The 22,944-nt window shown below is 70.8% G+C and carries 23 protein-coding genes; 4 read left to right on the top strand and 19 right to left on the bottom strand.

Annotated features, from left to right (window positions below; genetic code table 11):
- Positions 1-165 precede the first annotated feature (165 nt).
- The 10 genes from tatC to ACWD4A_RS15220 all read right to left on the bottom strand — a co-directional run bounded on the left by tatC (position 166) and on the right by ACWD4A_RS15220 (position 8,598).
- Positions 166-1,110 (bottom strand): twin-arginine translocase subunit TatC, encoded by a 945-nt coding sequence (gene tatC, locus ACWD4A_RS15265; protein WP_451193943.1) that lies wholly within the window; start codon positions 1,108-1,110, stop codon positions 166-168.
- Between the two features lie 62 nt (positions 1,111-1,172).
- On the bottom strand, positions 1,173-1,454 hold the full coding sequence (gene tatA / locus ACWD4A_RS15260) for a Sec-independent protein translocase subunit TatA (RefSeq protein WP_451193941.1): 282 nt from the start codon (positions 1,452-1,454) through the stop codon (positions 1,173-1,175).
- A 274-nt stretch (positions 1,455-1,728) separates the two neighbouring features.
- Positions 1,729-1,935 carry a hypothetical protein gene (locus tag ACWD4A_RS15255; RefSeq protein WP_451193939.1) on the bottom strand — a complete coding sequence of 69 codons (207 nt, stop codon included), beginning with the start codon at positions 1,933-1,935 and terminating at the stop codon, positions 1,729-1,731.
- A 59-nt stretch (positions 1,936-1,994) separates the two neighbouring features.
- Positions 1,995-2,219, bottom strand: coding sequence for a hypothetical protein (locus ACWD4A_RS15250; RefSeq protein ID WP_451193948.1), 225 nt, complete (start codon positions 2,217-2,219; stop codon positions 1,995-1,997).
- Between the two features lie 11 nt (positions 2,220-2,230).
- Positions 2,231-3,193, bottom strand: a complete 963-nt coding sequence (locus ACWD4A_RS15245) for a helix-turn-helix transcriptional regulator (RefSeq protein ID WP_451193938.1) — start codon at positions 3,191-3,193, stop codon at positions 2,231-2,233.
- Positions 3,194-3,252: 59 nt separating this feature from the next.
- On the bottom strand, positions 3,253-4,278 hold the full coding sequence (locus ACWD4A_RS15240; RefSeq protein ID WP_451193936.1) for a helix-turn-helix transcriptional regulator: 1,026 nt from the start codon (positions 4,276-4,278) through the stop codon (positions 3,253-3,255).
- Positions 4,279-4,400: 122 nt separating this feature from the next.
- Complete coding sequence (locus tag ACWD4A_RS15235) at positions 4,401-4,775, bottom strand: FKBP-type peptidyl-prolyl cis-trans isomerase (protein ID WP_451193934.1); 375 nt, start codon at positions 4,773-4,775, stop codon at positions 4,401-4,403.
- Between the two features lie 64 nt (positions 4,776-4,839).
- Positions 4,840-5,832 carry an FKBP-type peptidyl-prolyl cis-trans isomerase gene (locus tag ACWD4A_RS15230; protein ID WP_451193932.1) on the bottom strand — a complete coding sequence of 331 codons (993 nt, stop codon included), beginning with the start codon at positions 5,830-5,832 and terminating at the stop codon, positions 4,840-4,842.
- 135 nt (positions 5,833-5,967) lie between these two features.
- Positions 5,968-7,329 carry a Pup--protein ligase gene (gene pafA, locus ACWD4A_RS15225; protein ID WP_116210878.1) on the bottom strand — a complete coding sequence of 454 codons (1,362 nt, stop codon included), beginning with the start codon at positions 7,327-7,329 and terminating at the stop codon, positions 5,968-5,970.
- A 9-nt stretch (positions 7,330-7,338) separates the two neighbouring features.
- Positions 7,339-8,598: an MFS transporter gene (locus ACWD4A_RS15220; RefSeq protein ID WP_451193947.1), complete on the bottom strand. Its 1,260-nt coding sequence runs from the start codon at positions 8,596-8,598 to the stop codon at positions 7,339-7,341.
- A gap of 334 nt (positions 8,599-8,932) precedes the next feature.
- Here ACWD4A_RS15220 and ACWD4A_RS15215 point away from each other — a divergent pair, with 334 nt between their 5' ends.
- The gene (locus tag ACWD4A_RS15215; RefSeq protein WP_451193945.1) at positions 8,933-9,925 is read left to right on the top strand and encodes a LacI family DNA-binding transcriptional regulator; all 993 of its coding nucleotides are present in this window, start codon (positions 8,933-8,935) and stop codon (positions 9,923-9,925) included.
- Positions 9,926-10,005: 80 nt separating this feature from the next.
- Here ACWD4A_RS15215 and prcA read toward each other — a convergent pair whose 3' ends face one another.
- From prcA to arc, 5 genes are all read right to left on the bottom strand, one after another.
- Positions 10,006-10,767, bottom strand: coding sequence for a proteasome subunit alpha (gene prcA, locus ACWD4A_RS15210; RefSeq protein ID WP_451193930.1), 762 nt, complete (start codon positions 10,765-10,767; stop codon positions 10,006-10,008).
- Between the two features lie 47 nt (positions 10,768-10,814).
- Entirely contained in the window at positions 10,815-11,660 is an 846-nt protein-coding gene (prcB, locus tag ACWD4A_RS15205; protein ID WP_451193928.1) for a proteasome subunit beta, read from the bottom strand.
- A gap of 183 nt (positions 11,661-11,843) precedes the next feature.
- Positions 11,844-12,062, bottom strand: a complete 219-nt coding sequence (locus ACWD4A_RS15200) for a ubiquitin-like protein Pup (protein WP_451193927.1) — start codon at positions 12,060-12,062, stop codon at positions 11,844-11,846.
- Positions 12,063-12,208: 146 nt separating this feature from the next.
- Complete coding sequence (gene dop, locus ACWD4A_RS15195) at positions 12,209-13,720, bottom strand: depupylase/deamidase Dop (RefSeq protein ID WP_451193925.1); 1,512 nt, start codon at positions 13,718-13,720, stop codon at positions 12,209-12,211.
- Between the two features lie 335 nt (positions 13,721-14,055).
- Positions 14,056-15,822: a proteasome ATPase gene (gene arc / locus ACWD4A_RS15190; protein WP_451193923.1), complete on the bottom strand. Its 1,767-nt coding sequence runs from the start codon at positions 15,820-15,822 to the stop codon at positions 14,056-14,058.
- Positions 15,823-16,065: 243 nt separating this feature from the next.
- Here arc and ACWD4A_RS15185 point away from each other — a divergent pair, with 243 nt between their 5' ends.
- Positions 16,066-16,419 (top strand): ferredoxin, encoded by a 354-nt coding sequence (locus ACWD4A_RS15185; protein WP_451193921.1) that lies wholly within the window; start codon positions 16,066-16,068, stop codon positions 16,417-16,419.
- A gap of 4 nt (positions 16,420-16,423) precedes the next feature.
- On the opposite strand, the gene ACWD4A_RS15180 is transcribed toward ACWD4A_RS15185, so the two are convergent.
- From ACWD4A_RS15180 to ACWD4A_RS15170, 3 genes are all read right to left on the bottom strand, one after another.
- Positions 16,424-17,017: a hypothetical protein gene (locus ACWD4A_RS15180; RefSeq protein ID WP_451193919.1), complete on the bottom strand. Its 594-nt coding sequence runs from the start codon at positions 17,015-17,017 to the stop codon at positions 16,424-16,426.
- A gap of 285 nt (positions 17,018-17,302) precedes the next feature.
- Positions 17,303-18,208 carry a tRNA (adenine-N1)-methyltransferase gene (locus ACWD4A_RS15175; RefSeq protein ID WP_451193917.1) on the bottom strand — a complete coding sequence of 302 codons (906 nt, stop codon included), beginning with the start codon at positions 18,206-18,208 and terminating at the stop codon, positions 17,303-17,305.
- A gap of 59 nt (positions 18,209-18,267) precedes the next feature.
- Complete coding sequence (locus tag ACWD4A_RS15170; protein WP_451193915.1) at positions 18,268-19,506, bottom strand: site-2 protease family protein; 1,239 nt, start codon at positions 19,504-19,506, stop codon at positions 18,268-18,270.
- A gap of 121 nt (positions 19,507-19,627) precedes the next feature.
- On the opposite strand from ACWD4A_RS15170, the gene ACWD4A_RS15165 reads away from it, so the two are divergent.
- Positions 19,628-20,599: a RecB family exonuclease gene (locus ACWD4A_RS15165; protein ID WP_451193914.1), complete on the top strand. Its 972-nt coding sequence runs from the start codon at positions 19,628-19,630 to the stop codon at positions 20,597-20,599.
- 13 nt (positions 20,600-20,612) lie between these two features.
- Entirely contained in the window at positions 20,613-21,284 is a 672-nt protein-coding gene (locus ACWD4A_RS15160) for a response regulator (protein ID WP_451193913.1), read from the top strand.
- A 62-nt stretch (positions 21,285-21,346) separates the two neighbouring features.
- Here ACWD4A_RS15160 and ACWD4A_RS15155 read toward each other — a convergent pair whose 3' ends face one another.
- Positions 21,347-22,939: an ABC transporter substrate-binding protein gene (locus ACWD4A_RS15155; RefSeq protein WP_451193911.1), complete on the bottom strand. Its 1,593-nt coding sequence runs from the start codon at positions 22,937-22,939 to the stop codon at positions 21,347-21,349.
- Positions 22,940-22,944 lie beyond the last annotated feature (5 nt).

Raw genomic sequence — 22,944 nt, 5'->3', positions numbered from 1 at the left:
TCCCCTTCGCCCCCGCGCGGGCCCCGCGGGGGGTTTCCCCCTGTGGTTTTGGCGGGTCCCCCCCGCCCGCACCCCCGGGCGCCCTAACCCCCGGGGGGGCGGCCGCTGTCCCCGCGGCCGCCCCCGGGGCGCGTGTGGTGCGCGACCGGTCTCAGGTCACGTCTCTCAGGTCACGTCGTCGTAGCCGGTGCGGCGGGCTGGTTCCGTGCCGTGGCCGGATTCGGACGGCTGGCCCGGCAGCGAGGGCAGCGGCTCGGTGTCGCCGATGGGCAGCGGGGTCAGGTCGAGCGGCGCGGCCTCGTCGTCGTCGAGCAGGGCGTCGGGGTTGCGGCGGGCCCGGCGCTTGTCGTTGAGGATCGAGAAGCCGACGGCACCGAAGTACAGGACGCTGATCGGGACGGCCAGGACGCACATGCCGAACGGGTCGGTGCTCGGGGTGGCGATCGCGCCGAAGACGAAGGTGCCCATGACGACACCGCGCCACGCCTTCAGCATGCTCCGGCCGGAGAGCACGCCGACCATGTTCAGCATCACCAGGATCAGCGGCAGTTCGAAGGAGAGGCCGAAGACGAGGATCATCCGGACGGTGAAGTCGAGGATGTCGTTCAGGCTGAGGGTGTTGGCCGCGGTCTCCGGGGTGACGCTGAGCAGCACCCGCATGCTGGCGGGCATGATCTTGTACGCGAGGTAGGCGCCCGCGATGAAGAGCGGGGCGGCCGTCGCCACGAAGGCGATCGTGTACTTCTTCTCGTTCCTGTGCAGACCGGGCGCGAGGAACGCCCACAGCTGGTAGAGCCAGATCGGGGAGGAGACGGTGACTCCCGCGAGCAGGCACACCTTCACCACGGTCGCGAACGGCGCGGCCAGGGTGTTGAACGTCAGGACCGCGCAGTTGCCGCCGTGGCTCTGGGCCAGGTCGCGGTTGGGGCAGCTGGGTACCGGGCTGGACAGGAAGTCCATGATCTGCTTGTTGTAGAACGCGGCGACGATGGCGACCACGACGATGGCCAGCACCGCCTTCGCCAAGCGGTTGCGCAGTTCACGCAGGTGCTCCGCGAGCGGCATCCGCCCCTCGGGGTCCTTCACCTTCTTGCGGGCAGGCTTGAGCAACCCACGTCCCTATCTCGTGCGGCAGACGGTCACCACGGGCGGCCGTCCCAATCGTCCCTGGGTCAGTGCTGCGTCGTGCGGTCGCTGGTCTCGGTCACCGGACGGGCGGTGACGTCGCCGGGCGCGGCCTTGATCGTACGGGCGGCCTGGCCCGCGGCGGGCGGGTCGGCGGGGGCGGAGGCGTTGTCCTGGCCTTCCGACCGCATGGCCTTGGCCTCGCTCTTGAGGATCCGGGCGGACTTGCCGAGGGAGCGCGCCATGTCCGGGAGCTTCTTCGCACCGAACAGCAGGACAACGACGACGAGGAGCAGGATGATCTCGGGGGCGCCGAGCCTTCCGAACATATGCGTTTACCTTCTCACCGAAGCGGCATGGGTGTGGGTACTGCCGACTGATCGGACATTTGTCCACCAGCGGTACGGCAGCGATCGTAACGCGCAGGAGTGAACGCTGGGCAATTCCCGCACGTACGCCCGGTGGCGGCCCTCCGCCTCGTCAGCAGGGCCACCCGAAACAGCGTACCGCCCGCTTCCGGGCCACAGGAGAGTGCTGCGGCCGACCCTGCCACTCCTGTAGCGCAGTCGGGCCGGCTTGCGATCGGGTGTGATCCGCTCCGGCTCAGTCCTGACGGAATGTGTACGCGGCGTGGCCGGCCAGGGGGGTGGCGGCCCGCTCCAGATCCTCGGCGGCCCGGGTGATCCGCGCCGAGCTCTCGGACACCTGCCGGGCCAGCCGCCGCACCTCGACGAGCACCCGGGCGGCGAGCACCCCGAGCACGGCGAGGCCGCAGAAACCGAGGGCGATGGCGAGCATGGGCCAGAACATGGGGGCGAGCCTATCGGGAGAGGTGGAAGTGGCCGAAAAGCGCGGGTCCGTACCCGGGGTCACACGGAAGAGTGCAGGCGGAGCGTGCGGACTCCGCCGCCCGTGAGCAGCTCCACGATCCGCTCCCCGGCCGGCCTGCGGACGGCCGCGCCGCAGTCGGTGCAGGTGAAGGAGTAGAAGGTGGTGCGCCGACTCGCGCCGATCGCCAGCCGCAGGGAGCCCGCCGCGAGCTCGATGCGCGCCCGGCAGTCCGGGCACGCCGCCTTGAAGATCATGCCGCCCATGTGCGCCCCGTTCACTCGCCGTACATCGCCAGCGCTTCGCGCGCCGCGTCCCGCGCGCTCTCCGCCAGCTCCGGCGGGGCGACGATGCGGCCGTCGCCGCCGAGCCGGAGCGCCAGGCGGCGCAGCGACGCGGGGTCGGGCGTGCGCAGGGTGATCCGCAGGCCGCCCTCCGGCAGCTCCTCCGCGCTGTCGTGCGGGTAGTACTCGGCGACCCAGCGGCCGCCGGGACCGACCTCGATGACGACCTCCGGGTCCTCGGCGGCCGGCTGCACCAGCCCCTCGGACAGGTCCCGCAGCTCCACGGGCGGCGGGTCGGACGGCTCGTCGAGGATCCTGATCTCGGCCACCCGGTCGAGACGGAACGTACGCCGCGCCTCGGACAGCCGGCACCAGGCCTCCACATAGGTGTGGCCCATCGTGAACAGCCGGATCGGGTCGACCTCGCGCTCGGTGAGCTCGTCGCGCGCGGGCGAGTAGTAGCGCAGCCACACCCGGCGGCGCCCGGCGATGGCCCGGTCGACGTCGGCGAAGACCCCGCCCTCGGACTCGAAGGTGACCGAGAGCCGGGAGCTGGCGCCGGCCGCCTCGCCCGCCGCGGCCTCGATCTTGGCGGTGGCGCGCACCAGCGCCTGCCGGTCGCCCTCCCGCAGACCGGGCAGGGTCGCGACCGCGCGGGCGGCCACCAGCAGCGCGGTGGCCTCGTCGGCGGCGAGCCGCAGCGGCTCGCCGGTGCTCGTGCCGGAGGCGTCCGGGTTGTGCCACCAGATGCGGTCGCCGTCGGTGTCGATGTCGAGGAGGTCGCCGCCGCGGAAGCTGGTGCCGCACATCGGCAGCACGTCGAGGTCGCCGATCAGCTCGTCCTCGGTGATCCCGAAGGCGCGGGCCACATCGGCGACCCGGGCGCCGGGGCGCTCCCGGAGGTAGGTGACCAGCGACAGCATCCGCCGGGTCTGGTCAATGGCGTTTCCGGCCATAAGAACTCGGTCCCGTTCCCTTTCCTGCTTCGGTCCTGGTGCGGTTCACCCGGTGCGGTTCAGCCCTTGGCCACGGCACGCAGCCGGTCGATCACTTCGGCCCGCAGCTCGGCGGGCTCCAGCACCACCACGTCGGGGCCGAACTCGACCAGCCAGGCGTCGAGCCCGTGCCCGTACGGGATCTCCAGCTCGTCCCAGCCGTCACCCAGCTCCCGGGCGGCGAGGGCACGGGCCCGCAGCGGATAGCCGTGCCCGGCCCGCACCCTGATCCGGGCGGTGCCGGTGGCGGTCTCCCCCGCCCAGCTCTCGACGGTCCCGCGGACGGTCACATGGTCGGGCACCGGGGCGGTGAAGGGCAGGGCCCGGGAACGCACCTTGCCGGTGATCCGGGAGAGCCGGAAGACCCGCTCGGCGCCACGGTCGCGGTCCCAGCCCGCCAGGTACCAGTGGCCGCGCCAGCACTCCAGGGCCCAGGGCTCGACGTGCCGCTGCTCGGGGCGGGCGGCGTTCGCCTTGCGGTAGTCGAAGACGACGGGCCGCCGGTCCCGGGCGGCGAGCATCAGCGGCTCGAAGGCGGCCTCGTGGACGGGGATGCGCGGTTCGAGCGCCATGTGGCCCTCGTACGGATCCTCGGCGACCGGCATGCCCGCCGCCCGCAGCTTCTGCAGCGCGCCGCTGGCCGCACCCGCGAGGCGGGCCTGCTGCCAGACCTTGGCGGCCAGCCCGAGGGCGGCGGCCTCGGCCACGTCGAGGGTGACGGGCGGGAGCCGGTTGCTGTCGCGGCGGGCGAGGTAGCCGGTCTCGCCGTCGACGCTCTCCACGGTCTCGATGATCAGACCGAGCTCACGGAGGTCGTCCTTGTCGCGCTCGAACATGCGGTTGAAGGCGTCGTCGCTGCCGCTGCCGGTGCCGTCCGCCCCCTGGGCCACGGTCCGCCCCGCCCCGAAGCCCGCGCCGTGACCCGGCCCGAACGCCTCGAGGTACGCCTCGATCGAGGTACGCAGCTCCCGCTTGCTGAGCGGACGGCGCGTGCCCAGCAGGCACAGCGCCAGGTTCATCAGCCGCTCGGCCTTGGCAATCGCCATCGACGCCCTCTCTACTTGTGCTCTCAACCGTTGACCGTACCGCTCTGCGGTCGTACGACAAAAGCCGAGGGCCCACGCCCCCCTCAGGGGAGCATGGGCCCTCGGTGACGCCGACGGGGGCGTCAGACCGCGATCAGGTCGCAGACGAAGATGAGCGTCTCGCCCGGGGCGATCACGCCACCACCGGCGCCACGCTCGCCGTAGGCGAGGTGGGCGGGGATGACCAGCTTGCGGCGGCCACCCACCTTCATGCCCTGGATGCCCTGGTCCCAGCCCTGGATGACCTGACCGGCGCCCAGCTTGAACTCCAGCGGGTTGCCGCGGTTCCAGCTCGCGTCGAACTCCTCACCGGTGGAGAAGGCCACGCCCACGTAGTGGACCTTGACGAAGTCGCCGGCCTTGGCGACCTTGCCGTCACCTTCCCAGATCTCCGTGATCTCCAGGTCGGTCGGGACCGGACCGTCGGGGAAGTCGATCTCAGGCTTGTCGATGCTCACGAGGGTGCTCCTACAGATGAATCGTGCAGACAACCGGGCAAGTCTGGCAGATGCCGGCCGGCGGTCAGACCTTGCCCACGATGTCGACGACGAAGACCAGGGTGTTCTTGTCGAGGCCGCTCTGCGCCTGGCCCTCGTAACCCAGCTTCGGCGGGATCACCAGCTCGACGCGGTCGCCGACGTGCTTGCCGACCAGGCCCTTGTCCCAGCCCTGGACGACCGAGCCGGTGCCGATCTGGAAGGCGATGGCGCCGCCGTGGTCCCAGGAGGAGTCGAACTTCTTGCCGTCCTCCCACTTCACGCCCGTGTACTGGGCGATCAGACCGTCACCGGCCTTGATCTCCGGGCCGCTGCCCTTGATCAGCAGCTGCTCCTTGAGGTCGGTCGGCGCCTTCTCGTCCTTGGGGATGGTGATCTCGGCGGCCTTCTGCGACTCCGCCTTCACCTCGGGCATGCCCGCGTCGGGCTTGGCCTGCTCGCCCTTGGCCTCGCTCTTGGGGTCGACCTTCTGCGCCCCGACGATGTCGATGATCCAGACCAGCCCGTCCTCCGGGGCCACCCCGGCCTGCGGGTTGAGCTCCTCGCCGACCAGCGCCTTGGCGGTGCCCTGCACCTCGATACGGCTGCCCGCCTTCTTGCCGACGACCTCGTCCAGCACCTTCGTGGGCAGCTCGCGGCCCGGCTGGCCGGTCTGCGCGACGGCCTGGCGGCGCGGGCCGCTCTCCGTGCCGCCGGTCGGCGAGACCCAGCTGCTGACGAGCGGCTTGTCCGCCTTCATGGCCTGCCCCACGTAGTCGAGCCGCACGAAGGCGCCCTTCTCGACCGTGTTGCCCTTGCCCTCGATCAGGGTCGACGTGGTGACCTTGTCGCCCGGCTTGGCGTCCTTGAGGTCGGAGAGCTCGGGCTTCTCGCCGAACTTCCCCGAGACCTTGACCTTGCTGCCGGACGAGCCGCCACCGCCCTTGCCGCTGTCGGACCCGCACGCCGCGGCGGTGAACAGCAGGACAGGCACGGCCAACGCCGCGGCAAGGCGACGCGTGTTCTTCGTGAGGTTCATCAGTCCAACTCGGGCTAGGGGGGTCTGGGCAGTGCCCGCCACTTTACGGCCTGAGCCTCCCGGATCAACCGGTGTGGGGCACGGCAACGCGCCGGGGCCGGGCCCCGGCGCGCCGCCGTGCCGCACACCGCACCCCTACATCCCGGCGATCAGCTTCTCCACCCGGTCGTCCACCGAACGGAACGGGTCCTTGCACAACACCGTGCGCTGCGCCTGGTCGTTGAGCTTCAGGTGCACCCAGTCGACGGTGAAGTCACGGCGCTGCTCCTGGGCACGCCGGATGAAGTCGCCGCGCAGCCGGGCCCGGGTGGTCTGCGGGGGTACCGACTTGCCCTCGAAGATCTTCAGGTCGTTGCACACCCGGGCCGCCTGGCCGCGCTTCTCCAGGAGGTAGTAGAGCCCCCGGCGGCGGTGGATGTCGTGGTACGCCAGGTCTATCTGCGCGATCCTCGGGTGCGACATGGTGATGTTGTTCTTCGCGCGGTACCGCTCGATGAGGCGGTACTTCATCACCCAGTCGATCTCGGTGTCGATCCGGTCGAGGTCCTCGTCGCGGATCGCCTCCAGGGTGCGGCCCCAGAGCTCCAGGACCCGCTCGACCGTGCCGGTGCGGATGCCCCGGCGCTCGCAGAAGTCGACGGCCTTCTCGTAGTACTCCTGCTGGACCTCCAGGGCGGACGCCTCGCGGCCGCTGGCCAGCCGCACCTTGCGCCGCCCGGTGATGTCGTGGCTGACCTCGCGGATCGCCCGGATCGGATTCTCCAGGGTCAGGTCACGCATCACCGTGCCCGCCTCGATCATGCGCAGCACGAGGTCGGTGGCACCGACCTTGAGCAGCATGGTCGTCTCGGACATGTTGGAGTCGCCGACGATCACATGGAGCCTGCGGTAGCGCTCGGCGTCCGCGTGCGGCTCGTCGCGGGTGTTGATGATCGGGCGGGATCTCGTCGTCGCGGAGCTGACGCCCTCCCAGATGTGCTCCGCCCGCTGGCTCACGCAGTAGACCGCGCCGCGCGGGGTCTGGAGCACCTTGCCCGCGCCGCACAGCAACTGCCGGGTGACGAGGAAGGGGATGAGGATGTCCGCCAGCCGGGAGAACTCGCCGTGCCGGGCCACGAGATAGTTCTCGTGGCAACCGTAGGAGTTCCCGGCCGAATCGGTGTTGTTCTTGAACAGATAGACGTCGCCCGCGATCCCCTCCTCGTGCAGGCGCCGTTCGGCATCGACGAGGAGACCTTCAAGAATGCGCTCGCCCGCCTTGTCGTGGGTGACCAGCTCGATCACACTGTCGCACTCCGGAGTCGCGTATTCGGGGTGCGAACCCACATCGAGGTAGAGACGAGCACCGTTGCGCAGGAAGACATTGCTGCTGCGCCCCCAGGAAACGACACGGCGGAAGAGGTAGCGCGCCACTTCGTCAGGCGACAGCCGGCGCTGTCCCCTGAAGGTGCACGTGACGCCGTACTCGTTCTCCAGCCCGAAAATGCGGCGGTCCATGCCTGAACATTACGCCTGAACCCCTGTGCTGAAACCGGGTTCGACCGCACCGTTCCGATCATTTTCCGACCGGGCCACGACCGTCGACACGGCCTCCGGGGCCCGCAGCGCGCGCCGGGCCAGGACGAGCACGAGCAGCGCCGCGAACCCGCCGCACACCGCGACCGTGAACCCCGTCCTGACACCGCCGTACTCGACCGCGGGGCCCGCGAAGGCGGTGCCGATGGACGCGCCCACGCCGAAGGACGTCACCAGCCAGGAGAAGGCCTCGGTGACCGTGCCGCGCAGCGCGTGCCGGTCGACGACGACGAACGCGCAGGCCAGCGACGGCGCCAGGAAGATGCCCGCCACACCGGCCAGCACCGTCATCATGACGACGCCGGGGGCCAGCAGCAGCGGCACGTAACAGACCGCGAGCCCGGCCACGAGCACCCGCAGCCGCTGCTCCGGGCTGCCGGGCCACTGGCGGATGCCGTAGATCGTGCCGCCGATGAGGGCACCCACGCCGAGGGCGGAGAGCAGATAGCCGGAGACCGCGTCCCCGCCGTGCTTCGAGGCGTAGGCGACCGCCGTCAGCGCGATCGAGCCCAGCGCGGAACCGATGAAGAAGAACGACCCGAGCAGCACCAGCAGCCCGCGCGAGCGCAGCGCGCCCAGCCAGTGCGCCTCGCGGGGCTCGCTGCGCCACTGCCGCGAGGGCGGCGTGGTGACGACCGCGAGCGCGCCGAGGACGCCCAGCAGGTTGATCACGTACAGCGCGCCGGCCGGGGACCAGAAGGAGACGAAGCCGGTGATGATCAGCGGGCCGACGACGTACATCACTTCCTGCGCGATGGCGTCGAGGGAGTACGCGGCGTGGATGCGCCCCTCGTCCTTGAGGACGGAGGGCCACAGGGCGCGCAGCCCGCCCTCCAGGGGCGGGGTGAAGAAGCCGGCCACGACCATGGCGACATAGGCCAGGGGCAGCGGCTCCAGGCCCACCACGGCGAAGAGGGTCATGCCCAACGCGGCCAGGACGGCCGCGGGGAACATCACCTTGGGCTGGCCGTGGAGGTCGACGGCCCGGCCGAGCAGCGGCTGGCCGACGGCGTTGGCCACGCCGTAGACGGCGGAGAGCGCGCTGGCGAGCGCGAAGCTGCCGCCCTCGGCGCGCACGAACAGCACGATCGCCAGCGCGGCGGTCGCGTTCGGCAGTCGTCCCACCAGGGTGCCGGTCAGCAGCCGCGCCGCGTGGCGCGTCCTGAGCATCTCGCCGTAACCGGCCGCCATCGATGACTCCCCATTCTTCCCGAGCATCGGGTTTTACGTATAACTCTTGACGTTATACGTACCATGATGAGGCTCCGTGGGTCCACCGGGGCGCCTGCGGCGGGCGATCGATCGGGGAGGCTGCCAAGTGTCGAGTCAGGCTGGACGGACCGACGGACCGTGGACGGACGATCCATCCGGATCAGAACATTCCACACATTCCGTGGGGCGCGCGGGGGCGCGGGCCGACGAGGCCGCGCCGGACGGCCCCGGCAGGGCGCCGGGCGATCACCCCACCGGGCGGTGGCCCAGCATCCGGGGGCCGCGGACCGGGGCGCGGGCCACCAGCCGGGACGTGGCACGGGTGGCGGGCGTATCGCAGGCCACGGTGTCGCTGGTCATGGGGGAGAAGTGGCGCGGCCGGGTCTCGGAGCGGACCGCCGAGGCCGTGCGGTCCGCCGCGCGGAGCCTGGGCTACCGGCCCAACCTCGCCGCGCGCAACCTCCGGCTGGGCCGGACCCGGACGGCCCTGCTGGTCGTCCCCGCGCTCACCAACGAGTTCTTCGCCCGCGTCTACACCGGCGCCGCCCGTGTCGCCGCCGAGCACGGCGTCGGTGTGCTCCTCTACCCCTCGCCGGAGGGCGTCGGCCCCGCGCGGGACCCCTTCGCCTCCGCCCGCGCCACGCTCGACGGCATCATCGCCTCGTCCATGGCGGCGGACGCCCTGGCCGCCATCCGCGAGGGCGGCCTCCCGCTGGTGATGATCGACAGCGACCCCTCGCGCGCCGGGACCGCGGCCACCGTGAACTTCGACGTCGCGGACGGCATGCGGCAGGTGGCCGGGCACCTGCTCGCGCAGGGCCACCGCCGCTTCACCCACCTCGCGGCGGACATCGACACCTGGACCTTCCGCGTCCGGGCGAAGGCCCTCGCCGACGCGCTCCGCGACGTGCCCGGCACCGAGCTGCGCACCGAGCCCGCCGCGCTCTCCGTCGCCGACGGGCTGCGGGCCGCCGAGCGGGCCCTGACCCGCCCCGGCCCCCGCCCGACGGCGCTGGTCTGCGACGACGACATCCTGGCCGCGGGTGCGTGCAAGGCCGCCCGGCGGCTCGGGCTGCGGGTGCCGGACGACGTGTCGGTGACCGGCTTCGACGACCTGTCCCTGGCGACGGCGGTCGAACCGGAGCTGACCACGGTGCGGTTGCCCGCGGAGGCCGTCGGGGAGGCCGGCATGCGGGCACTGATGGCCGTGCTGGACGGCACGCCCGCGGCGGCGCGGGCACTGCCGGTGGAGCTGGTCGTGCGGGGCACGACAGCCCCTGACGGGGCGGGTCCGGGCGGGAGTTGATTCTTTCCGGGGCTCCGCCCCGGGCCCCGGCACACGAACGCCGGACGGGCTGGTCGCCCAGCCCGTCCGGCGCGTGCGGTTCAGCTCTCGTTCTCCTCGGACTCCTCCGAGGGCTCTTCCGAGGGCTCCACCGTGGTGGTCGCCCCGTCGTCGAGGAGGCGGGCCAGCTGGCGGCCCAGGAGGCGCTTGAACTTGCGCTGCTGGGGGCGGGTGCGGTCCAGGACCGCGACCTCCAACTGCTCGGCGGTCAGCGTGCGCTCGCCGCCGTTGTTGTCCCGGGTGAGGGACTCGACCGCGAGCTTGAGCGCCTCGGAAAGGGTCATCCCGTCCCGGTGGCGCTGGTCGAGGTAGCTGCTGATCTGGTCCGCGTTGCCGCCGACCGCGACCGAGCCGTGCTCGTCGACGATGGAACCGTCGTGCGGCAGGCGGTAGATCTGGTCGTCCTCGGGGCCCGCCCCGACCTCGGCGACGATCAGCTCGACCTCGTACGGCTTCTCCCCCGCGCTGGAGAAGATCGTGCCCAGGGTCTGGGCGTAGACGTTGGCCAGGCCACGGGCCGTGACGTCCTCGCGGTCGTAGGTGTAGCCCCGCAGGTCGGCGTAGCGGACGCCGCCGATCCGCAGATTCTCGAACTCGTTGTACTTGCCCACCGCCGCGAAGGCGATCCGGTCGTAGATCTCGCTGACCTTGTGCAGGGCACGGGACGGGTTCTCGGCTACGAAGACAACGCCGTCCGTGTACTGGAGTACGACGACGCTGCGGCCGCGCGCGATGCCCTTGCGGGCGTACTCGGCGCGGTCGGCCATGGCCTGCTGGGGTGAGACGTAGAACGGCGTCGACACCGGCTATCCGTCCCTTTCTGTCGGTGACGCGGGTATCCGGGAGGTCATCAGAGCAGCGCCGCGCGCGGCCCGTCCGGCTCGTCGAGCCGGCGGTCGTGGACCGCGCGGACGATCTCGGAGGACTCCGCCTCGGTGAGCTTCCGGAAACCCTCGTCGGTGATGACGGTGACGATCGGATAGATACGGCGCGCGAGGTCGGGCCCGCCCGTCGCGGAGTCGTCGTCGGCGGCGTCGTACAGCGCCTGGACGACGAGCGTAGTGGCCTGACCCTCCGTCAGGTCAGGCCGGAACAGCTTCTTCAGCGAGCCGCGTGCGAACACCGAGCCGGAGCCGGTGACCGCGAAGCCGTGCTCCTCCGAACGCCCGCCGGTCACGTCGTACGAGAAGATCCGGCCCTTCTGCCGGTCGACGTCCCAGCCCGCGAACAGCGGCACCACGGCGAGGCCCTGCATGGCCATGCCGAGGTTGCCGCGGATCATCGTGGACAGCCGGTTGGCCTTGCCCTCCAGGGAGAGCTGGACGCCCTCGACCTTCTCGAAGTGCTCCAGTTCGAGCTGGAAGAGCTTGACCATTTCCACGGCCAGCCCCGCGGTGCCCGCGACCCCGACGGCCGAGTACTCGTCGGCCGGGAAGACCTTCTCCATGTCGCGCTGCGCGATGACGTTGCCCATCGTCGCCCGACGGTCACCGGCCAGCACCACACCGCCGGGGAACGACGCCGCGACGATGGTCGTGCCGTGCGGGGCCTCGAAGGCGCCCTGCACCGCGGGCAGCGCACGGTTGCCCGGCAGCAGCTCCGGCGAGTGCGCGCCGAGAAAGTCCATGAACGACGAGGAACCGGGTGTCAGGAAGGCGGCCGGCAGACGCCCGGTGCTACGAGTGTTGGCTTCCACACGTTTCCTTCCGCATAAGCGGCGGCCCGCCCCCTGGCGTCCGCCCGATCGTTGACCGCCCCGAGGCCGCTCGGCCGGGGCGCAGTACGCCACGGACCCTACCCGGCGCATGATCGTGCCCCACACGCCCGGGAGGAGCAGCGAGACAGATCACACACCGTCCGTCCCGCCGCCTGGCACCCGCTACTCGCCGCCCTTTTGCACAAAGCTCCGGACGAAGTCCTCGGCGTTCTCCTCCAGGACGTCGTCGATCTCGTCGAGCACGGAGTCGACGTCGTCGGAGAGCTTCTCCTGCCGTTCCTTCAGGTCCTCCGAGACCTGTGCGTCCTGCGCCTGCTCGTCCACGTCCTCCGTGGACCGCGTGGCCTTCTGCTGCCCGCCGCCGGTGTCCTTGGTCGCCATACCCCTCACCCCGCTCGGTGTTCGACATACACGAGAGACGTACAAGATCAGACCCTACAAGGAGGGCCCTGGATCGGACCTGCACTTGCTACAACGTCCCGGAACCACCGTGATGATTCCCGGATCGCCCGCTTCTTAAGACCCCCTCAGCCGCCCGAGAGCACCCGCACCAGCTCCTCCGCCGTGCGGCAGCGGTCCAGGAGTTCCTTGACGTGGTTGCGGGTGCCCCGCAGCGGCTCCAGGGTGGGCACCCGCTGCAGGGAGTCACGGCCCGGCAGGTCGAAGATCACCGAGTCCCAGGAGGCGGCCGCCACGTCGTCGGCGTACTGCTCCAGACACCGGCCGCGGAAGTACGCGCGGGTGTCCTCCGGCGGGGCGGTGCGGGCGCGCCCGACCTCGGGCTCGTCCAGCAGCCGCTTCATCCGGCCGCGGGCCACGAGGCGGTTGTAGAGGCCCTTGTCCGCCCGGACGTCCGCGTACTGGAGGTCGACCAGGTGCAGCCGGGCCGCGTCCCAGTCGAGTCCGTCCCGGCGGCGGTAGCCCTCCAGCAGCTCGCGCTTGGCCACCCAGTCCAGCTCACCCGCGAGGCTCATCGGGTCGTGCTCCAGCCGCCCCAGCACGTCCTCCCAGCGGCCAAGGACGTCCTTGGTCTGCTCGTCCGCGTCGGCGCCGAAGCGGTCCTCGACGTACTTGCGGGCCAGCTCGAAGTACTCCATCTGCAACTGGACCGCCGTGAGCGTACGGCCGCTACGGAGCGTGATGAGGTGCTTCAGCGTGGGGTCGTGGCTGACCTGGTGGAGGGTGCGGACGGGCTGCTCGACGGCGAGGTCGGAGGAGATGAAGCGGTCCTCGATCATCGACAGCACCAGGGCGGTGGTGCCGAGCTTGAGGTAGGTGGAGATCTCCGACAGGTTGGCGTCGCCGATGATCACGTGCAGCCGGCGGTACTTCTCGGCGTCGGCGTGCGGCTCGTCGCGGGTGTTGATGATGGGCCGCTTGAGCGTGGTCTCCAGGCCGACCTCGACCTCGAAGTAGTCCGCGCGCTGGCTGAGCTGGAAACCGTGCTCCCGGCCGTCCTGCCCGATGCCCACCCGGCCCGCCCCGGTGACCACCTGGCGGCAGACGAAGAAGGGCGTCAGGTGGCGGACGATGTCCGAGAACGGGGTCTCCCGCTTCATCAGGTAGTTCTCGTGGGTGCCGTAGGAGGCGCCCTTGTTGTCGGTGTTGTTCTTGTAGAGGTGGATCGGCTGGGCTCCGGGCAGCTGGGCGGCGCGCTCGGCGGCCTCCGCCATGATCCGCTCCCCCGCCTTGTCCCACAGGACGGCGTCACGCGGGTTGGTGATCTCCGGGGAGCTGTACTCGGGGTGCGCGTGGTCCACGTAGAGCCGCGCGCCGTTGGTGAGGATGACGTTGGCGAGGCCGATGTCCTCGTCGGTGAGCTGGCTGGAGTCGGCGGCCTCGCGGGCGAGGTCGAAGCCGCGGGCGTCCCGCAGCGGATTCTCCTCCTCGAAGTCCCAGCGGGCGCGCCGCGCCCGGTGCATCGCCGCCGCGTACGCGTTGACGATCTGGGACGAGGTGAGCATGGCATTGGCGTTCGGGTGACCGGGGACGGAGATCCCGTACTCCGTCTCAATGCCCATTACTCGCCGTACGGTCATGCGGCCCTCCTTGCCCGGCGGCGCCCCGGAATGGGGTCGGCGCTCAAGTACCGCTGCGCTTCCGGTCCGTGTGCTCCCCCACGCGCTGAGTGGTGGTACCGAAGAGCCTAGAACGGCTTTGCGGCGGTGGGGAGATCATTACAGTCATTGCTCGGGTTCGTGCCGTACCCGGCCGATCGGCGCCGTCGTGGCGGATTTCCGGCGCAGACCTGGCGAAAAATGTCAGGACGACCGGGGGCCAGGCGAAACGGCGGCGGAAAACACGTCCGGCCGCGGACGCCCCGGGTGCCCCCGACGGAAACGGGGGGAGGGACATCCGCAGCCGGACGACGGTTTTACAGATACTGACCGGTGTTGGCCACCGTGTCGATGGAGCGACCGGTGTCGGCGCCCTGCTTTCCGGTGACGAGGGTCCGGATGAACACGATCCGCTCGCCCTTCTTCCCGGAGATGCGGGCCCAGTCGTCCGGGTTGGTGGTGTTGGGCAGGTCCTCGTTCTCCTTGAACTCGTCCACACAGGCGGCGAGCAGGTGGGAGACGCGCAGGCCCTTCTGGTTGTGGTCCAGGAATGCCTTGATCGCCATTTTCTTGGCCCGGTCCACAATGTTCTGGATCATGGCGCCGGAGTTGAAGTCCTTGAAGTAGAGGACTTCCTTGTCGCCATTGGCGTACGTGACCTCCAGGAAGCGGTTCTCCTCGGATTCCGCGTACATCTGCTCGACCACCGACTGGATCATCCCGGCCACCGCGGCCTGGGCGTCGCCGCCGTGCTCGGCGAGGTCGTCCGCGTGGATGGGCAGGGTGCGGGTCAGGTACTTCGAGAAGATGTCCTTGGCGGCCTCCGCGTCCGGACGCTCGATCTTGATCTTCACATCGAGGCGGCCGGGGCGCAGGATCGCGGGGTCGATCATGTCCTCGCGGTTGGAGGCGCCGATGACGATGACGTTCTCCAGGCCCTCCACGCCGTCGATCTCGGAGAGCAACTGCGGGACGATGGTGTTCTCCACGTCCGAGCTGACGCCGGAACCGCGGGTGCGGAAGAGGGAGTCCATCTCGTCGAAGAACACGATGACGGGCGTGCCCTCGCTCGCCTTCTCCCTGGCCCGCTGGAAGATCAGCCGGATGTGCCGCTCGGTCTCGCCCACGTACTTGTTGAGCAGCTCGGGGCCCTTGATGTTGAGGAAGAAGCTCTTCCCCGCGGGCTGGCCGGTGACCTCGGCGACCTTCTTGGCAAGGGAGTTGGCGACGGCCTTGGCGATGAGCGTCTTGCCGCAGCCGGGCGGTCCGTACAGCAGCACGCCCTTGGGCGGCCGCAGTTCGTGCTCCTTGAAGAGGTCGGGGTAGAGGTAGGGGAGCTCGACCGCGTCGCGGATCAGCTCGATCTGGTTGCCCAGTCCGCCGATCTTCGTGTAGTCGATGTCCGGGACCTCTTCGAGGACGAGCTCCTCGACCTCGCTCTTCGGGATGACCTCGTAGACGTAGCCGGAGCGGGGTTCGAGCAGCAGGGCGTCGCCGGGGCGGATGGTGATGTCCAGCAGCGGCTCGGCGAGCCTCACCACCCGCTCCTCGTCGGTGTGCCCGATGACCAGGGCCCGCTCGCCGTCCTCGAGGATCTCCTTGAGGGTGACGATGTCCCCGGCCCGCTCGTACTCCATGGCCTCGACCACGTTGAGCGCTTCGTTGAGCATGACCTCCTGGCCTCGCCGGAGATCCTCGAGCTCGATCGTGGGGCTGACGTTGACCCGGAGCTTGCGGCCTCCGGTGAAGATGTCTGCCGTGCCGTCCTCGTTCGCCTGCAGAAAGACCCCGAAGCCGGCCGGCGGCTGCGCGAGCCGGTCGACTTCCTCCTTGAGCGCGACGATCTGGTCGCGCGCTTCGCGGAGGGTATTGGCGAGCCGCTCGTTCTGAGCGGACACCCCGGCCAGGTTCGTCTGGAGCTCGACGATCCGCTCTTCGAGAATCCTCGTGTGACGCGGAGAGTCGGCGAGCTTGCGCCGCAGGACGGCGATCTCCTGCTCGAAATAGGCAACCTGGCTCGCGAGGTCGTCAGACCCTCGTCCCGGCCGGATGCCGCGGTTCATGTCGTCGTCGTGGGCTGCCACGGTCCTCACCTCCTCCAAGGGGAGCTGGACGCTTCCTGACCCTACCTGGACAGGTGCAGGTTGAAACCCCTAGATCACAAACCCGGTCGGAGTGTGTCTGATCTTCACCCTTGCGCACGTCCCCACAGCAGGGGAATACCCACCCATCAACATCGGAAAGCGGGCGGTTGTATCGTCGACTCGGTCAACACCCGTCAGGGCTGGCTCCATTTGATTCACGTACGCAGGAAACGGCAGGGCGAGATGACCGTGCAGAACGACGACCGTGCGGATGCCCCCGAAGGCAACGGGGCGGCCGTGGCCACCGGGGTGGACGACTCCGCGGAGGCGCTGGAGGTCTGGATCGACCAGGACCTGTGCACGGGCGACGGGATCTGCGCGCAGTACGCGCCCGACGTCTTCGAGCTGGACATCGACGGCCTGGCGTATGTGAAGAGCGCCGACGACGAGCTGCTGCAGGAGCCGGGCGCCGCGACGTTGGTGCCGCTGCCGCTGCTCGTCGACGTGCGGGACTCCGTGAAGGACTGCCCCGGCGACTGCATCCACGTCCGCCGGGTCTCCGACCGCGTCGAGGTCTACGGCCCCGACGCGGAGTGACGGTTCACACACTCCCCGCGACCGGCAGGGCGGTGAGCGCGAACTTGCCGTCCCGCCACCGCCATTCGACGTTCCGGCTGAGGTCGGGGCAGCAACGCGGCACTCTCGCGGACGAGTAGCCGAGCAGAGTGGCCGAAACGGTCTCCCCTGTCACGTGGAAGCCGGTGACGCTCATCCGCTCCGCGGGGTCGACGAGGGCGGCCAGCACGCGCGGCCGTCCGCTCTCGTCGGCGGCCGGGGCGAGGACGTAGATCCCGCTGGGCGGGGTGCCGCCGCGGGAGGCGCAGCGGACGACCGCGGCGGTCTCCTGGCGGCCGTCGCCGTCGAGGTCGGCGGTGGCCTGGTGGACGACGTCCACGGTGGTGGTGCCGCCGCAGTCGAACGGATAGCGCGCGGCGTGCGGGTCCGGCCCCCGGCCGGTGGCGGGCGCGGGTACGGCGGAGGCCGCGGTGGTGTCGTCGCGCGGGCCGACGAGGGAGGCTCCGACGACCACGGCGACCAGTGCGGCGGCGGTGATCACCCAGTGCGCGGGGCGCGGGCGGGTATGCGGAAGCGTCTCGGAACCCGTGGGCGGGGTGGGTCCTGCCGGTGGCTGCACGCGCGCTGCCTCCTGTGGCTTGGCTGCGGGGATGATCCGCATCGTGCCACACGGTCCGGCACCGGGAAACAGGGGCTCGCCCCAACGGACGGGCGCCGCCGCCGAGTTCCGCTGACGCGGTTCTCGGCGGCGGCGCCGTACGGGGATGTGGCCGGGGGCTCCGTTGCCGACGAGTACGCGCGCCCCGTCAGGGGCACGGGGAACTGCGCGACCAGCCACGACGGACCCGCAGCCGCGCATCGGGGCCAGGAGGCGCCCCGGTAGGCGCAGCAGCGGCCGGGGGTGTCAGCCTTCGGCGGAGCCGGACTGGGCGCCCGGACCCGTGTAGTCCTCGCCGTACGCGCCCTTCGCCGGCCGGCGACGCCGCATCGGCGGCTCGACGCCGTCCGCGAGGCGGCGGGCGGTGAGCAGGAAGCCGGTGTGCCCGATCATGCGGTGGTCGGGGCGCACGGCCAGACCCTCCACGTGCCAGGTGCGGACCATCGTCTCCCAGGCGGACGGCTCCGCGAAGCAGCCGATCTCGCGGATGGACTCGACGGTCCGCGCGAGCTGGGTGGTGGTCGCCACGTAGCAGCACAGGATGCCGCCGGGGACGAGCGCCTTGCGCACGGCCTCCAGGCACTCCCAGGGGGCGAGCATGTCGAGGATGACGCGGTCGACGTCCGTGTCGGACAGGTTGTCCTGGAGGTCGCCGACGGTCAGCTGCCACGCGGGGTGGGGGCCGCCGAAGTAGCGCTCCACGTTCTGGGTGGCGATCTCGGCGAAGTCGGCGCGGCGCTCGTACGAGTGCAGCATGCCCTGGTCGCCGATGGCGCGCAGCAGGAAGCTGCTCAAGGAGCCGGAGCCGACACCGGCTTCCACGACGCGGGCGCCGGGGAAGATGTCGGCCATGGCCAGGATCTGCCCCGCGTCCTTGGGGTAGACCACGGCGGCTCCGCGCGGCATGGACAGGACATAGTCGGGGAGCAGGGGGCGCAGCGCGAGGTAGGCGACGTTTCCCGTGGTACGGACAACACTGCCCTCGGGAGCACCGATCAGCTCGTCGTGCGGGAAGGCACCCTTGTGGGTGTGGAACTGCTTCCCGGCTTCGAGCGTGAAGGTGTAGTGGCGTCCCTTGGGGTCGGTGAGCTGGACCTGGTCCCCGACCTGGAAGGGGCCGCGACGGCGGGCGGCACCGGTCGGTTCGGACATGTGACCAGCCTACCCGTGATCGGGGTGCGGTACGGACACGGGCGGTGCCCGCCGGGGGATCAGGAGGGCGTGCGGGCCATGGCGGCGACGAACGCGCGCTCCACGTCGGAGGTCGACAGCACGCCGTAGACCTCGCCGGTCTCCTCGACCACCAGGTACTCGGTGGCGGGGGTGGCGCGCAGGACGTCGAGCAGGTCCTCGCCGGTGAGGTCGGCGGAGACGCGCATGCCGTCCTTGATGTCCTGGGCGAGGGCGCTGACCGCGACCCAGGGGCGGCGGTGCTCGGGGACGGAGACGATGGCCGCCTCGCGGACGAGGGCGGTGGGGGTGCCGTGGCCGTCCACGACGACGAGGGCGCGGGCGCCCGCCTCGTTGGCACGGCGGAGGGCCTCGGAGAGCGGGGTGGCGGCCTCGACGGGGACGGCGCGGCGGGTGAGGGTGCGGGCCCGCAGATCGGGCAGGCGCTCCCGGAGGCGGGCCATGCGCAGGCTGTTCCCGGCGCCGGTCCAGATGATGGCGGCGAGGATCGCGGCGAGCAGGGCGTCGGTGAGGGAGTCGACACCGCCGAAGTCCGGCGCCCCGTCGCCGAGGCCCGCCCGGGTGAGCAGCGGGAGGCCGACGAGGACGGCGACGGCGAGCGCGCGGCCGATCCAGGCGGCGGCGACGGTGCCGGTCATGGGATTGCCGCTGATCTTCCAGACGACGGCGCGGAGCATGCGACCGCCGTCGAGGGGGAGGCCGGGCAGCAGGTTGAAGATCGCCACCAGCAGGTTGGAGACCATCAGTCCGGCCAGCAGGACGCCGGGGACGGTGCCGGGCTCGACGAACAGCATGCCGACGTAGAACAGGCCCGCCAGGACGAGGGAGAGCAGGGGCCCGACGAAGGCGAGGACGAACTCCCGGCCCGGGGTCTCGGTCTCCTTCTCGATCTCGGAGACGCCGCCGAAGAACTGGAGCTGGATACGGCGCACGGGGAGCTTGAAGCGCAGGGCCGCGACGGTGTGCGCCAGTTCGTGCACCAGCACGGAGGCGTAGAAGGCCACCGCGAAGAAGAGCGAGACGAGGTAGCGGGCGCGCCCGAGTTCGGGCAGGACGCGGTCGAGCTGGCCGCCGAAGACCCAGGTGATGAGGGCGGCGACGAGGAACCAGCTGGGGGCGACGTAGACGGGCACGCCGAAGGGGCGGCCCATGAGGATGCCGCCGCCGCTCTCGCGCGGGCGCTTCGGCCTGCGGTCGCCGGGCCCGTCCTCGGTTCCGGCGCCCCCGCTGCCGGACCGGCCCTGCCCGCTGTTGTCCACGGTGTCCCCTCGTCGGTGCGGCCCCCGCACCCGTGGTGCGCTCTCACGATCATGCAGTGCGAGGAGCTCTGGAGTCGATGGTATGCGTCCGGCTGTCGGTCACGGGCCGTAGGGTTCCGGTATGGGTATCGCCACTGAGAAAACCGCCGAGGGCGCGGACGAGCCGGCCGGGCAGGGGTCCGAGGGCGCCGTGGAGCGGCCGTCCGGGGCCGTGCGCCCGGCCTCGCTGTCGCCGTCGCGGGCAGGCGACTTCATGCGGTGTCCCCTGCTCTACCGCTTCCGTGTGATCGACAAACTGCCGGAGAAGCCGAGCGCCGCGGCGACCCGGGGCACGGTGGTGCACTCGGTGCTGGAGCGGCTCTTCGACGCCCCCGCCGCCGAGCGCACCGCGCCGCGGGCGAAGGGGCTGGTGCCGGGCGAGTGGGAGAAGCTGCTGGCGGCGAAGCCGGAGCTGGCGGAGCTGTTCCTGCGGGAGGACGGCTCGCACGACGCGGAGCGGCTGGCGACGTGGCTGGCGGACGCGGAGCGGCTGGTCGAGCGCTGGTTCACGCTGGAGGACCCGACGCGCCTGGAGCCCGCCGACCGCGAGCTCTATGTGGAGACGGTGCTCGACGGCCCCGACGGCGGGCTGACCCTGCGGGGCTTCGTCGACCGGGTGGACGTGGCGCCGTCGGGCGACATCCGCATCGTCGACTACAAGACGGGCAAGGCCCCGGCCCCGCAGTACCGGTCGGAGGCCCTGTTCCAGATGACGTTCTACGCCCTGGTGCTGTGGCGGCTGCGCGGCCGGGTGCCGCGCCGGCTCCAGCTGGTGTACCTGGGCAGCGGTGACGTCCTGACGTACGACCCGGTGGAGGCGGAGCTGCTGGCGGTGGAGCGCAAGCTGCGTGCCCTGTGGGAGGCCATCCGGCTGGCCACGGACACCGGCGAGTGGCGGCCCCGGCCGACGAAGCTGTGCGGCTGGTGCGACCACCAGGCCGTCTGCCCGGAGTTCGGCGGCACTCCCCCGCCGTATCCGCTGCCCGTCGTGGCGCAGCGGACCGGGCAGGTGGCCCCCGCCGAGGCGGCGCAGGGCAGAATGGACGCGGTCTAACGAAGGAGTTCACGTGGCGATCCGCGTCCTGCTGGTCGACGACCAGCCGCTGCTGCGCACCGGCTTCCGGATGATCCTCGAGGCGGAGCCGGACCTCGCGGTCGTCGGCGAGGCCGGGGACGGTCTTCAGGCGCTCGACCAGGTGCGGGCGCTGCAGCCCGATGTGGTGCTGATGGACATCCGGATGCCGCGGATGGACGGCGTCGAGGCCACCCGGCAGATCACCGGCCCGGAGCGGAACGGTCCGGCGAAGGTGCTGGTGCTGACGACCTTCGATCTGGACGAGTACGTGGTGGAGGCTCTGCGGGCGGGGGCCAGTGGCTTCCTGCTGAAGGACGCGCCCGCCAATGAGCTGGTCCAGGCGATCCGGGTGGTGGCGGGCGGCGAGGCGATGCTCGCGCCGAGCATCACCCGGCGGCTGCTGGACAAGTACGCGGGCCATCTGCCGTCGGGCGAGGAGCCGTTGCCGGACACGCTGCACACGCTGACCGACCGCGAGGTCGAGGTGCTCAAGCTGGTGGCGCGCGGGCTGTCGAACGCGGAGATCGCGGCGGATCTGTTCGTCAGCGAGACCACGGTGAAGACGCACGTGGGGCACGTCCTCACCAAGCTCGGGCTGCGGGACCGGGTGCAGGCCGCGGTGTACGCGTACGAGAGCGGCCTGGTGCGGCCGGGCGCGCAGTAGTTCTCGTGGTCTTCCGGGGGCTTCCCCGCGTCCCTCACGGGGCGCGGGGAAGCCCCCGGTCGCTATTTGGCGGCCTTCGCGATCTCCCAGAAGCGGAAGACCGTCGACGCGTCGAGCGTCCACTGGAGGCCGGAGATCCGCTCGTTCGCGACGGCGTACTGCTTGCCCTGCCAGAGCGGGAGGATCGGCAGGTCCTGCGCGACGGCGGTCTGCACCTTGGCGAAGTCGCCGACGGTCGCCGTGCGGCTGCCCTCGGCGGCGGTGGCCAGTATGCGGCCGTTGATGTCCTTGGAGTCGTAGTTGTTGGAGAGGACGTTGTTCTCGCCGAAGAAGGGCGCGGTGAAGTTGTCGGGGTCCGGGTAGTCGGGGACCCAGCCCTTGACGTAGACGCCGTACTTGCCGGCCGTGATGCCCTGGTCGTACTCCTCGAACGGGACGGTCTTGACGTCCGCCTCGAAGAGGCCGCTCTTGTTGAGCTGGCGGGCGATCTCCTCGAACTCGGGGACGGTGCCCGGTCCGTAGCGGATCGGCGTGGCCCAGAGGGTCAGCTTGACCTTGTCCTTGATGCCCGCGGAGCCGAGGGCGGCGGCGGCCTTGTCGGGCTGCGGGTGGTCGCCGTAGGAGTCGAAGAACGGGGTCTTGTGACCGGTGATGCCGGCGGGAACGATGGAGTAGAGGGGCTCCGCGGTGCGCTTGTAGACGTCACGGACGAGCGCGCTGCGGTCGACCAGGTAGGCGATCGCCTTGCGGACGGCGGGCTTTCCGACCACCGGGTCCTTGGTGTTGAAGACCAGGTGCTGGACCTCGGCGCTGCTGCCCTCGACGACCTTGAGCTGCTGCTTGCCGCCGCTCGCGGCGTCCAGGTCGGCGATGTCCTTCATGGCGAGGCCTCGGTAGGCGAGGTCGATGCCGCCCTTCTGGACCGCGCTCTTCAGCCCGGCCTGGTCGCCGTGGAAGAACTTCATCGTGAGGCCGCGGTTCTGGACCTGGCCGACGGACCCCTTGTACGAGGAGTTGACCGAGAAGACGGCCTGCTTCTTGTCGAAGGAGTCCAGCTTGTAGACGCCGGAGCCGACGGCCTTGCCGTCCGTCCGGAGCCGGTCCGCCGGGTACTCCTGCTCGTCCACGATGGACCCGGCGCCCGACGCGATCTTCTGCGGGAAGGTGGCGTCGGACCGGTTCAGCTGGAAGACGACCGTGGCCTTGTCCGGCGTCTTGATGTCCTGGATCGAGGACAGCAGCGCGGCCGCCGGACCCTGCTTGTCATTGATCTTGAGGGTGCGGCGGAAGGAGAAGGCGACGTCCTCGGAGGTGAGGTCGTGGCCGTTGCTGAACTTCAGCCCGTCCCTGAGCCTGCACTGGTAGGTCTTGCTCGTCTCGTCCTGGAACTTGCAGCTCTCCGCCGCCTCCGGCTGGGGAGTGGTGCTCCCCTTGGGGAAGCTCAGCAGCGACTGGAACACGTTGTTGAACAGCAGCCAGGAACCCGGGTCGTAGCCCGAGGCCGGGTCGGTGGCGAGGACGTCGTCGGACATCCCCATGACCACCGATTCCCCGGTGCCGCCCGCCTTGCCGTCTTCCGAACCGCACCCGGTGAGCAGGGCGGCTGCGAGCCCCGCGCCGAGCGGGGCGGCAAGCCACTGATCACGTTTCCTCACGTGCA

The organism is Streptomyces sp. NPDC002537 (assembly GCF_053594975.1).
Note: the sequence above shows the minus strand (reverse complement) of the source record. Positions and strands in the feature narration are given on the sequence as shown.

Excerpts from the sequence above, each read along its gene's own strand:
- tatA (WP_451193941.1), bottom strand. The coding sequence starts at position 1,454 with ATGTTCGGAAGGCTCGGCGCCCCCGAGATCATCCTGCTCCTCGTCGTC.
- ACWD4A_RS15255 (WP_451193939.1), bottom strand. The coding sequence starts at position 1,935 with ATGTTCTGGCCCATGCTCGCCATCGCCCTCGGTTTCTGCGGCCTCGCC.
- ACWD4A_RS15250 (WP_451193948.1), bottom strand. The coding sequence starts at position 2,219 with ATGGGCGGCATGATCTTCAAGGCGGCGTGCCCGGACTGCCGGGCGCGC.
- ACWD4A_RS15245 (WP_451193938.1), bottom strand. The coding sequence starts at position 3,193 with ATGGCCGGAAACGCCATTGACCAGACCCGGCGGATGCTGTCGCTGGTC.
- ACWD4A_RS15240 (WP_451193936.1), bottom strand. The coding sequence starts at position 4,278 with ATGGCGATTGCCAAGGCCGAGCGGCTGATGAACCTGGCGCTGTGCCTG.
- ACWD4A_RS15230 (WP_451193932.1), bottom strand. The coding sequence starts at position 5,832 with ATGAACCTCACGAAGAACACGCGTCGCCTTGCCGCGGCGTTGGCCGTG.
- pafA (WP_116210878.1), bottom strand. The coding sequence starts at position 7,329 with ATGGACCGCCGCATTTTCGGGCTGGAGAACGAGTACGGCGTCACGTGC.
- ACWD4A_RS15220 (WP_451193947.1), bottom strand. The coding sequence starts at position 8,598 with ATGGCGGCCGGTTACGGCGAGATGCTCAGGACGCGCCACGCGGCGCGG.
- ACWD4A_RS15200 (WP_451193927.1), bottom strand. The coding sequence starts at position 12,062 with ATGGCGACCAAGGACACCGGCGGCGGGCAGCAGAAGGCCACGCGGTCC.
- dop (WP_451193925.1), bottom strand. The coding sequence starts at position 13,720 with ATGACCGTACGGCGAGTAATGGGCATTGAGACGGAGTACGGGATCTCC.
- ACWD4A_RS15185 (WP_451193921.1), top strand. The coding sequence starts at position 16,066 with ATGACCGTGCAGAACGACGACCGTGCGGATGCCCCCGAAGGCAACGGG.
- ACWD4A_RS15175 (WP_451193917.1), bottom strand. The coding sequence starts at position 18,208 with ATGTCCGAACCGACCGGTGCCGCCCGCCGTCGCGGCCCCTTCCAGGTC.
- ACWD4A_RS15165 (WP_451193914.1), top strand. The coding sequence starts at position 19,628 with ATGGGTATCGCCACTGAGAAAACCGCCGAGGGCGCGGACGAGCCGGCC.